Annotated in this window: 2 protein-coding genes (1 of these 2 cut by a window edge); one reads left to right on the forward strand and one right to left on the reverse strand. The window is 57.0% G+C overall.

The annotated features are described in order from the left end of the window. On the reverse strand, positions 1 to 174 hold the full coding sequence (locus IWX85_RS20565) for a hypothetical protein (RefSeq protein ID WP_231379891.1): 174 nt from the start codon (positions 172 to 174) through the stop codon (positions 1 to 3). Between IWX85_RS20565 and IWX85_RS16915 the strand changes: the two genes are divergently transcribed. Beyond that, positions 173 to 12,256: part of a hypothetical protein coding region (locus IWX85_RS16915; RefSeq protein WP_231379892.1), annotated on the forward strand (this coding region is incomplete at its 3' end). Its footprint extends 18,716 nt past the window's final position; the window shows 12,084 of its 30,800 annotated nt. The genes IWX85_RS20565 and IWX85_RS16915 overlap by 2 nt on opposite strands.

Here is a 12,256-nt window from a genome sequence, read left to right on the forward strand (position 1 = left end):
TCAAAGCATCACCGAAGCGTATGCTGCCGCCCAGGCAGCAAGCAGCCCTTCAATTTCGGTGCCATTGATGGCTCGCCTGCTGTCAAGTCCAGCGGCAAACAGTGCTGCAGCAACCTTTGCCGTCGATGCCGTTTTATTCGACATGGGCCAAATGGCAACGTTGTCAGGCTTCATGGACACCTCCCTGCGCGTTGCTGCCAACGAAATACTGGGCGGCAGCGGCTCCATGAATGTTGACCTGTTTAATACGGGTGTGGTGAGTCCGGGATACTCACCTGGCGTTCAAACCGTCAATACTTACACACAGGATGCCAGCGGAACTCTGCAAATTGAAATTGGCGGAAATTCAGCAGGCACGGGCGCTGGACATTACGACCAACTCAACGTAACTGGTACTGCCGCGCTGGACGGTAAATTGTCGGTTTCACTCTACGATAACTTCAAGCCGAAGGATGGCGACGTTTTCACCGTCATGACCTATGGCTCTGCCACAGGCAAGTTTGCCAATGGCTTGGGCCTGCTGCAGGCGAATGACCATCTGTACTTTGAAGTCGCTCAGGAAACAGACAAGTTGCTCCTGACCGCCCGCACGGTGCAGCCGTCCATGGACTTTGTTCTGGGTGCTTTGATTGACGAGCCCGTAGACCAAATGGGCGAATTGCTGAATCGCAGCTATTTCCAGAATCTGCCGCCGGTCACTTTCGCTGGCAGTCTGGACCTGAGCAGTAGCCTGACGGCCCAAGGAAACTTCACACTGGGGTACACCCCTGGGCAAACGTTTACCCCCGTGGGTGGCACCAGCCTGAGTACTAATATTTGGTCGCTGACTGCCAATAACGCAAGCGCATTCATGGGCGTTTCTGGCAAGGGTCTGGCACTGTCCGGCCTCACGCTTGACATGGCGTTCGTTCAAGGAAATACGTGGGGCGCGAGTTACGGCTGGGTGTTGGGCAAGGGGCTCGTTAGCAATGCCGCCATCAGCGGCATTTCAGGACTGAGCCTGCAGGGCACCAGCCTCGACCTGGATATTAACTTCGGCTATGGGACTTTGGCCGGAGGCGCTGCCAATGATGCGCTTTTGAATTTAAGTGCCAAAGCCATCACGGTCGGCTCCACCACCTTCAATGCAGATGGCTCCACCGGCAAGTATTTCTTGGCCTCGGGCCAATTGGCCGGGTCGGTAGGCGACGTGACCCTCAGCGCCAGGGTGGGTGTAGCGGTTCTGGGTTCGGACTTTGTCATGGCCGGCAATAATGTCACGGCCAGCCTGAACGCTGGGGGCGTCTCGGCAGGTGTCAGCAACGGCACCTTTGGCCTGGTAAATGGCAGCTCTGGCATGGTCTTTGAGGCCGCCGGCAGCCTGGCGCTGTCGGGTGGCGGCTTTGCCAGCGTGAGTGCGCAGGCTGTCCGGGTTGTTCTTAATCGTACGGAGGCAGTCCAGACGGGGCGCGTGCTCAGTTTTGCCAGTAATTTCAGCTACACCTTTGGCGAAGTAGCGGCCTCCAGCAACCTGCAATCTGTCAGTGTCGTCGGTTTGGCGGCTTCATTGGGCTCGGGTCTCAGTGTGGGCGGGGATTTCTTCTTTGCGAAAAATGGCACGGTCATGCAGGTGGTGGCGGTGGGTGCCTCGGCGCAAGTGGCCGCCGGCAGTTTCAATGTCGGGCTTAAGCAGGCCAGCCTGGGCTTGTTCATCTCTTCCGCGGGGCGCGTGCTTGAGGCCAGTGGCGCTGTCAGTTCCAATCTGGGCGAGGCCCTGTCTCTGTCCGCCACGCAGGTGACATTGCGATTGAATGACACCAATGCAGATGCAAGTAACTCGGTAATTTCGGCCGCAGGTCAGTCGTACACCTTTGGTGCGGGCTTGAACGCAGGCACGCAGGAATTGTCTATTGTTGGGGCAGAACTGTCGGTTGCGGGTTTTATCCAGGCCTCTGGTTCGTTGGCTGTGCGATGGGCCGGGCAGCCCGCGACGCTCAATTTGGCAGACAACACGACACGCTTGGTGAATCAGATCTGGGTAGCCGGTAGCGGCATGTCCGCGGCGGTGGGTCTAAACCCTGGTGAGTCCGGATTTGTCGGGTTCCGGGCAACTGGCCTGGAGTTTGTTCTGGGTCTGTTTTCCGACACAGCCAATACGGCCAACAGGTGGACCAGTCTGTCTGGAACGCTAGGCAGCGCGAGCCTGTCTGGCATATCCGGGATCACCCTGGCTGCAAGCGGCCTTGCGCTGACCTACAACACGGCTTCAAATGGCCAAAAAGTGGCTGATTTCTCTGGCACCCGCGCAACGGGCATCACGGTTGCCGGAAAGGCCCTGAACCTGTCTGCAGATGGCGCCCGTGGAGAATTGTTGCAAGCGAGCGGCAACCTGACGCTGGATGTCAATGGGTTTTTTGGGGTGCAAGGCAACCTGGCAATACAAAAAAGCACCCAGCAAATCACGCTGGGTGATGCGGTGGTGGATGCCAACGATGTGGTGACCAAGCCGGCGACGCAGCTGTCGGTGGACGTGTTGACCATTGGCGGCAACAACCTGAGTGCCTATGCGGGGATAGGCGGTGGTTTCAATGCAGACGGGACGCTTAAAAACGAGATGACAGGGCTCAGTTTGTCGGGCGTGGCGTTTGGCTTGGCGATATTGAGCGAAAAGCCCGATGCCGACCCTGCCACCACGGCTCGCCAGTGGACATCGCTGCAGGCCACGGCGGGCAGTGTGGGCTTTGTAGGTTTGGGTCAAGACCTGACCATCAGCGGAACCAACATCAGTGTGGAAATCAACCAAGCGACGGAGCTCAACGGCGCAGTCGTGGACTACAGCCTCAAGACCGGCAGCGCCACCGAGCGCAAGACCGCGCTGAACGTGGCCACAGGCACGGGCACAGGCACGTTGTTGGAGCTCACACTCGATGGTGCCAAAGGCGAATTGTTGCAAGCCAGTGGAATGCTGAACATCAACGTGTACGGCTTCGTGTCGGTGCACGGCAACCTGGCGATTGAAAAGCGCAGTGACAGCGTCACCCTGGCCAAGAAAACCGGTTCATCCAGCGCGGAGCAGGTGGCGGTGGACGTGCTGACCATTGGTGGTGCTTCGGTCAACGTGTTTGCTGGGGTGGGCGGCGGCTTTGACGCCAACGGCCAACTCAACACCGATGCGGTCGGTCTGTCGCTTAAAAATATTGATTTCGGCCTGGCCCTGTTGACATCCAAAGCGGATGTCTCGCGCAAGTGGACCGCACTTTCTGCCGATTCAACCTCGATAAGTTTCGTGGGGCTGACCGACTTGCTGCCAACCGCGCGCAATGTCTCCGTCGATGTGAATCAGGCGGGCAAAGACGGCGACCAGGTCGTTGACTTTGCGGCCAGCAATCTGACCGTGACCACTGGAACTGGCACGTCGATCAAAATCGACCTGTCCGGGGCCGCCGGAGAACTGGTGCGCGCAGAAGGCGACTTCACGCTCAAAGTCCAGGATTTCGCTTATTTCAATGGCCGCATCGGTTTCGAAAAATACACGCCCACCTCGCCACTGACGCTCAAGAACACCACCGGTGTCTCGACACCAGTCACTGCAGCCTCCATGCTGGCGATCACCGGCAGCAGCATCACTGCTTTTGCTGGCTACGCCGACGGTGGTTTTGACAGCAGCAAGACGCTGGCGCAGCAGGCCGCCAATCTGTACGGGTTTGGCGTCACCGGCGTCAATTTCGGCATCGTGTTGACCAAGGCCGGTAGCCAGTCCTACACCGCGGTCAAGGCCAACATGACCAATGCAGCGGTCTATGGCTTCGACTCAAACGATTTCGAGCTTTCCGCGTCTGATTTGCGCTTTGATTACGCAACTGCCGACACCAGCGGCTCGGTCATTGACTATGCCGCTTCCTTCGCGGGCGGGCTGAAGTTGGGCTCCACTGGCAGTACCGTGATCGATTTCAGCAGTCGCGCGATGGGGGTGTACGCAGACCGCGCCACATTGTCGATATCGCAGTTTTTCTATGCTCAGGGTGCTATTGGGTTCCAGAAGATCGACTTTGGCAGCAGCCTCAAAGCAGGTGATCAGCCGGTACTCAATGCCAAGGGCTTTGCCATCGGCGGCGCGGACATTGATGTTTTTGTGGGTTATGCCAGCAGCGGCTTTGACCGTTCCAAGACCTTTGCCCAACAGGCGAGCGCCCTGTACGGTTTTGGTGCCGAAGGCATCGACTTCGGTGTCATGCAGGTCAAATCAGCCGCGGGTGTTCAGTACACCGCCGCCAAGGCGCATGCTGATACGGTGGCGTTGTATGGCTTTGATCCCAAGGATTTCCAACTCTCGCTGTCCGGGATCGATTTCAAGGTCAACACCGCCAGCACCGGCCCGGCCCTCAATTTCCTCACCAGTTTCCCGGTAAATGCTATTAATTTAATAGCAGGTTATTCAGTACAGACAGGCGCTACACCTGTTTTGTTGGACATGACGGGGGCCACCATTGGTGCCAGCCTGAACAAGGCCACGCTAAAGATTTCCGAGTTCATCTATGCCACCGGTTCCTTCGCGTTTGAAAAGGGGGCCACGCAAACCCTCAGTGCCAGGACGCTGGGCGGCATCCATGTGCCGGTGCTGGCCAATGCCTTCACCATCGGTGCCAGCCACGTGCAGGCCTTTGTCGGCGTAGGCGGGCCGTACCGCACCGACTCCAACCGGGACGGCAGCATCACGCTGGCCGATGCTTTGGCCAACCCCGATGCCATTGGCTTGGTGATTGATGATTTCAGCTTCGGTTTGGGCTTGTTTCAGGACAAGGTGACGAAGGTCAAATACACCGCGCTCAAAGCCGATGCCAACATGATCGGCTTCATGGGTATGGGTGACTTCATTGAGTTCGACCTGCAGGATGTTCAGGTCAACCTCAATACCTCCAGCAACCCGTTGTTTGTGCTGGACTTCACCAAGACTTATGACGGATCAACCCTCAAAGCTTCGACCGGCGTCAGCGTTGCCACAGGGAATCCGCTCAAGCCCATCGTGCTGGATTTCAGCGACCAGTTGATTGAAGCCACGGTAGGCTTGGCAACGGCCAGCGTTGCCGGAATTGTTAATTTGCAAGGTGGATTTACGTTCCAGAAACGCACGCTGGATCGCGTTGGCTTCAATCTGGCGGGAATGGAAGTGGTCGCTCCGGCTGACGCGCTGATCGTTGCCGGCATGGGCGTTCAAGCGTTTGCAGGCTTCAATGGTCCGTACAAGACCGTGACCAAAGACGCAAATGGTGTCTTGGTGGCCGGCGCGCCCAATCCCGATGCGGTTGGCTTTGCTATTGACAATCTGGACTTTGTCATGTCGATGCTGACGCCTTCAAAGGCGTCTGGCTTTGCTGTGCCGGGAGTCAATTTTTACAGCTTGTACGCAAGTGCGGACAAGGCAGGGCTGGTCGGTACCGACCCGTACCTGACGCTGGAAGGGACCGATGTCGTCTTGAAGCTCAATGGCGCCACTGCCAACGGCTACCCGATTCCAAGCCTGTTTGTTGACTACACAGAGTTGCCCGATAAAAAGTTGACCATTCCCGTCGGCACGCTGGGTCAGTCCATGAGCCTGGACTATGCATCCAACCTGCTGGGGCTGCAAATCAAGGCCAAGTTGGGTATTTTTGACTTGTTTGACATCAAACACGACTTCAACTTCGAGTTTGAAATGCCAAGCATCAACCTGGGAAGCATTGGCTTGCCCAGTGTGACGATGCCGGATTTTGACCTGCTGAAATTCAAACTGCCCACCTTGCAGTTCGTAGCGTTTGATTTTCCGGACGTGAGCTTGCCCGACCTCGACGGAATCAACATTCCAGAGTTTGATTTGCCAAGCCTGCATTTGCTATATGCGCAGTGGCCCGATCTGAAACTGCAATTTCCGAGGCTGCCTGAGTTGCCAGCGTTCCCGGATTTCAGCCTGTTCAATATTCCGGACTTCAGCTGGAGCGTTCCAAAAATTGATTTGTCTGCCCTGACTAACCTGGTGCTCAACTGGCCTGACCTCAAAGTTCAGTTCCCGGATATTATTTTTCCAGAACTCAACCTGCCCAATTTTTCTCTGAGCCTCCCTGGTTTTGATGTGCCGACAGGCTTCATGCCCACCATCAGCCTGAAAGGATTGACGGGTCTGATTCCGGATATGCCGGACATCGGGTTTTTGAAAGGTGCATTCGACTTCATCAGCAAGCTTGACCTGTCCATTGGCTTCGATCTCAACTTGGGTGCGATCGTCCTGGGCAAAATTTCACTGCCTGATGTCGATTTGAGTCTGGGTGATTTCGTTCACCTGCATGGCGACTTTGAACTGAATCTGGGCCAGACCTTCAATGGCACCATGTACACCGGTTTGCCGGCAGACTTGACAACGCTTCAATCTGCACTCGGTAGCACGGCCAGCACCATCATCAGCGGCATCAAGGCCTTGGGTGGCATATCCGCAGATTTCTCACGCGTGAGCAATGTTGACTTCAAGGGCCTGACACTGGGGGGCTCGAATATCTCTGCCTTCATCGGTTCTGGAACACCGGACTTCACAACAGCTTTTTCCACGCAATCGGGCCTCACTGGTTTTGGTCTTGATAATCTGGATATTGGTCTCGGTATCTTCAAAGCGGATTTGCCCGATTTCTTCAAGGCAAAAAACTTCTATTCCCTCACCGCGCACGCGGACCAGGTGGGTACCTATGGCTTTGGCGATGTGCTGAAGCTGACGGCTCAAGACGTCACACTGCAAGTCAATGCGGGCGGCGAACTGTTTGGTGGGGCGATGCGCTCCCGCGCCGACTTCAAAACCACCTTTCCTGCTGTCACCGGCAATTCAGATGCCAGCAAGAACAAACCTGTGGGTTACAAGGTGGCCACGGGCGGTGCGCCGGTGTATCTGGATTTTGGCGGAGAAGACATCATCGGTCTGGACATCGGGATGGCCGAAATCCAGGTTTCCGAGTTTCTGAGCCTGCGTGGTTCGCTGGCGTTCCGACAAGGCGAGCGATTTACCGTGGATGTCAATCCGGGCGGCCTGTCCACTCTGCTGTCCGAATTGGGAAGCGGACCAACCGTTCCGATGCAGGTTGAGGCGATGACCCTGGGCGGCGCCAACCTGAGCGGCTTTGCCGGAGTGGGCGGTCCCTACCGTTATGGCGTGGACCGCTTTGGCGCCGACGGGATGACTGGCGCACCGGATGGCCTGCTGGACAGCATCAACAATGGCGCGATGGGCTTGGTCCTAGACAACGTGAACTTTGGTCTGGCCATCATGACGCCCACCTTGCTCACGGCAAGTCCATCGCTCAAGAGCCTTGCTCCCAAATTCATCTCGGCCAAAGCCAGTGTGGGTGACGCATTCCTGACCGGCATTGACAAGAGCCTGCTGGACGTTCAGGCGCACGATATTGAAGTCAATATCAACACCTTCTTTGTTCCCGGCGGCCCAATTGCCAATGCCGCCATGCAGTTGATTGGCCCCCCGTCCATCAACTATAAAACCAGTTTTCAATCTGGCTTTGCCGTGCCAGCCGGGGGAAGCAGCACGGTCATCCTGGATTTTTCCGAAGAAATCATCCAGGCCAAAGTCGGTTACGCGCAGATCAACCTGGCCGGTTTCGCACAGCTGTCGGCCTCTATGGCGTTCACCAAGAAAGGCTCTGAGACCGTCACGCTGTCCACCGGAGAAGTGACCCAGGTCAGCACCCTGGCCATTGGTATCAACGATGCCTATGGGTTTGTGGGCGTAGGAGCCTATTGGCGCGATACCAGTTCAATAGGAACCACTGGCTACGGTCGCATCGAGGCAAGCGACACGCCCGACACCACTGCCGTCGGCCTGGCCATTGAAAACCTGGATCTGGGTGTCGTCGTCGCCCGAGAACTCAAGTTTGGTACCGGCGGACTCACGGTAGGCGTTTACCTCGCGGCCCAAGCCAACATCCAGAGCATCAAAATGGTGGGCATCGACGATGTCACCCTGCAAGCCACCGGTCTGAAGCTGAACTTGAACACCGGCGCACGCACCGTCATCAGCGCAGGTGGGTATGTCAAAGATTCAGCTACGGGTGCTGTTTCGTACAACGACGCCAGCGCCACCTTTGCACTCACCACCATCGACTTTTCCAAGAGCAACTGGAAGGACATGTCGCTGGCGGTCAACCAGGACGACATCACCAGCAACGATATCGTCAAGCCTGGTTACGCCATTCCCACCGGAAATTCGTCAGCACCCATCGTCCTTGACTACAAGGAACAGCTGATTCGTATCTTTGGGCAAGCCGAATTGGACCTGTATGGCCTGGTTCACATGACAGGTGTGCTGGACTTCCAAGCCAGTGCCAGTAACGGTCTTACCGTGTTTGCCGACGTTACCGCGCGCATCGGAAAGGGCGCCTTTGCTATAGAAAGAGAAGCAACCGGCCTTTTGGTGATTGGCAAACGCGGTGGCGTCGCCGGTGTGGCGTTGCGCATGGAGTTGTCTGCCGGCATCGATCTGGGCAGCGTGGCCCGACTGGATGCACACCTGGACTTGACGCTCAACACGTTTGGACAAACCATTGTCTATGACGTGCCAGCTGCATTCAAGCATGTTTTGGACGACGACACCAACCCCGCCACAGCTCCTGCGCAGTTCCCCAACTGGCAGTACAGCATCAGTGCCACGCCGAGTGGCAAACCCGAGTGGACCGGCATGTATGTGCAGTTGCTGGGGGACGGCAGCCTTGACCTGCTGGATGGCGCGTTGAAGCTGGATGGCGACTTTGGCATCATTGTTTCCGCGTCAGGCATGGAGATGAGTGTCACCGCTACATTGGATTTGCCCTTGCTCAAACCGCTGGATGTCACGGGCACATTGGGCATGGTGGCAGAAGGCCTATATGGAAGCTTGCAAGTAGGCGCACCTGGCCAAAAACTGCTTGAAGTTGCTGGTGCCTTTTCCATTGAAGCCAGCGTGCTGTTGCAGATCAACACCACCAACACGTTGCAGACTGTCAAAACGCTCAAGCTGGACGCCATCAAGGCGGTGATGCGGGACGGCAATGGCAAGGCCCTGACCGAGCTAAGCACCATCGAAGCAAGCACCTTGTTCCTCAAAGGTGCTGGCTCCATTGACCTGGTCGGCATCACGCTCGAAGGCGCCATGGCGCTGAAGCTGGACAAGCAGGGCATTCAGGCTGCGCTTGACATGAAGCTTGATCTGGGTGCTTTTGGCGCCTTGGGCTTCACCGGTGCTGCTGCCATCATGGACAAGGGCGATGGCGCGTTCTTCGCACTGCGGGCCAATACCACTGTGGACCTCGGCATTGCGGCCATTGGCATCAAGGCCGGCGCCTTGCTGGAGATAAACACTGGCTCGGCCGACTACACCACCTTGACAGGCGCTGTCATCAAGGGCAACACCATTTTCAATCTGGAATTGGATGGAAAGATCAAGATACTGGCATTCGACCTTGACTTCAAAGGCGGGATGAGCCTGGTCGACAGTGTGTTCGAAATACGTTTGGACAAGGCAACGCTGGACTTTTTTGGCGTTCTGAAGGTCGATATCAGCGGCTATTTGCAGTCGGACGGTGATTTTGAAATCAAGGGTTCGGTAGACGTTGAAGTGGATATGGAGATTCTGGTGCTCAAGGCTGGCATGTCCATGACCTTCAGCAACACGCTGTTTGCTGCCAGTGTGTACGGAAGTTTGGATGTTCACATTGACCTGGGCTTTTTTGAAATCAACGAGACTTTGGCGGGATTCAGCGGCGAAATTATTCTTACCGCAGCCAGCGCCACGCTCAACGCGAGTGTGACGGTTGCGGGGATGAGTGTGTCTGCAGGCTATGCCTGGAGCTGGGGCGCTCCACCGGTGATCAGCCATCAGGACGGCGACACGCTGTACCTGCACTCGGGTGATGCTGCTGGGCGCTACGGCGCCGGCATCTACGACGACGTTATCCACGAAACCTACAACATTGACGCCCTGCGCGACACCGACGGCAAGTTGACCGGCGGCATCAGCGTCAGTGCTTTGGGGGTGAAAAATACCTACACCGGTGTCAAACGCATTGTTGCCAATGGCGGCAAGGGCAATGACAGCTATTTTGTCAGTGAAGGTGTGGACGCGGTGCTGGAAATAAACGGCGGCGACGGCAACGACAATTTAATTATTCTGGGTGGAAAACAAGGCAGCGCCATCAGCGGCGGGGCGGGCAATGATGTCTTTATGGGTGGTGACGTCAGCGGCATTACCTACAGCGGCGGTGCGGGCAACGACAAGTTCACTGGAGGCATGGGCTCCAACGCCATTGACATGGGTGCGGGCAAAAATACCATCAATGCAGGCAGCGGCAACAACACCATCACGGTGCGCGGCTCCACCAACACCAGCCTGGCGCTTGGTGGTGGCAACAACACGGTTTATGCCGACAACGCCGGCGTGCTAACTGTCAAGGGTGGCACAGGGCAGGATACGGTCGTGCTGGATGCGCTGACGTCCGATGCGCCGATTTACCTGAATGCACACCAATACCTGTACAAAGACCGTGCCATCAATTTTGATGACGCGGTAGACACGATCGTCGTGACCGACAGCGCGGTCACGACCACGCTGAAAAATGTCGCCGGCAACTCGTGGGGGGCGACCGGCCTGAAGTTGACCGCAGCGGGCGTGCTCAATGTGAGCGAATCCCAGTTGGTAGCCCCCCTGGGCCACTTCAACCTGCAATCCAACGGCCTCATTGGCACACTGCGCACCACGCTTGGCGCGTTGACGATGGTCAATTTGGGCGCGGGCAATATCATCGTTCGTGAGTCAGACAGCCTCACCATCACCGAGGGTGCCCGCGGGTCCGCAGGCGGGGTGTACGCGAGCAGCGGCAGCATCGACATTGAACTCGCTGGTCGAGAGGCTTTGCTGAGCCTGGACAGTGGTGTTATCCAGACCGCGGCCAGTGCCAAGGACATCACCCTGACCAGTGACGACATTGACTTCATGTCGGGTGACGACAAGGTGCGTGGCACAGGGGTGTTGACCATCACGGCCAAAGCGGCCACGCAAAACTACCGCATTGGCGGCGCAGGGCAATCCGTCTATGGACGAGATTACTCGACAGGCGGAGCCACCGGCGCGATGGAATTGGGGATGCGCGACCTTTCCGCGTTACAAGACGGCTTTGCCCAGATCAACGTGGGACACCAGGCCTCAGGTGTCACGATGTACATTGGAGATGTCAAAGACTTCCCCATTGGCATCTTCAACTTCAGCGCCATGCTGCGTGACGCAGCCACCTTCAAGGCCGATCGCATCAACATCGTGGGCGATGTGCGCTCCACTGATGTATTGCGCTTTGAAGCGGCCCTGATGGAGGTGCAACGCACCAACGTGCGTGCGCCCATGGGCGCGGCCGATTCGGGTGTGCATGGTCGCGAAACCCGCATCAATTTGACCGAGCAACTGCTGGTAACCGGCTGGATCCGGGGTGATGACCGGGTCAATATCCAGGTGCACGGCTCAACGGGCGTTGACGCCATGGTGACCTTCGGCGCAGCACCCAACTCGGTGAAGGCAGACGAAGGCAGCAGCATCTATTCCTACAATGACGCGAGCAGCGTTGTTATTAAAACCTCCCACTCCATCATCAGTGGTACCACCATTCAGGCCCAGGGGGTGGGCTCCAGCGTCACCATGGATGCTGGCACGGGCATTCAGTTGCAGTTTGGCGCCGTGGTGGCTGCGCGTAATTCCAATGCTTTGGTTACCCTCAAATCAAGCGACTATCTGTACGTGGACAGCGGCGCTGCTGTAACGGTGGGCGCCCGATTTGAGACGGTCAACGGCGAACAATTGGCGGTAGCCACAGGCACCGGCACCCGTTTGATCATTGACACTGCCGGCCGCTTGCGTCTGGATGGTGCGGTAACGGCTGCCGGAGGCATGAGCCTGAACTATGGCGACAAGAATGACGATTACGCCAGCTACTTTGACACCATCAATGGCGTCGAAGTGAGCAGCGTTGGGTTTGACGCCGCGATCTTGACCGGGTTGCAGAACCGTACTTTGCCCACCGCATTGCGTGACGCGTTGGTCGCCAAGGGCATTATTTTGGGTACGACGCCCACAGTTACCTCGGTGACCAACTACACGCCTTTTGCGTCATTGCCACTGGAGGTGCGGCGCAGCATCGCCACGTCATTGGGTTACACCGTGTACGACAAAGGGGGCTTCTACAACGCTGCCACCAACACCTTCGTGGAAAACCTGGCCCCAGCCCAACTC

Source organism: Polaromonas sp. CG_9.11 (assembly GCF_015752225.1).
Lineage (GTDB): Bacteria > Pseudomonadota > Gammaproteobacteria > Burkholderiales > Burkholderiaceae_C > Polaromonas.

Bases quoted from the DNA above. Each gene is read 5' to 3' on its own strand.
- IWX85_RS20565 (WP_231379891.1), bottom strand. From the start codon at position 174: ATGAAGCCTGACAACGTTGCCATTTGGCCCATGTCGAATAAAACGGCA.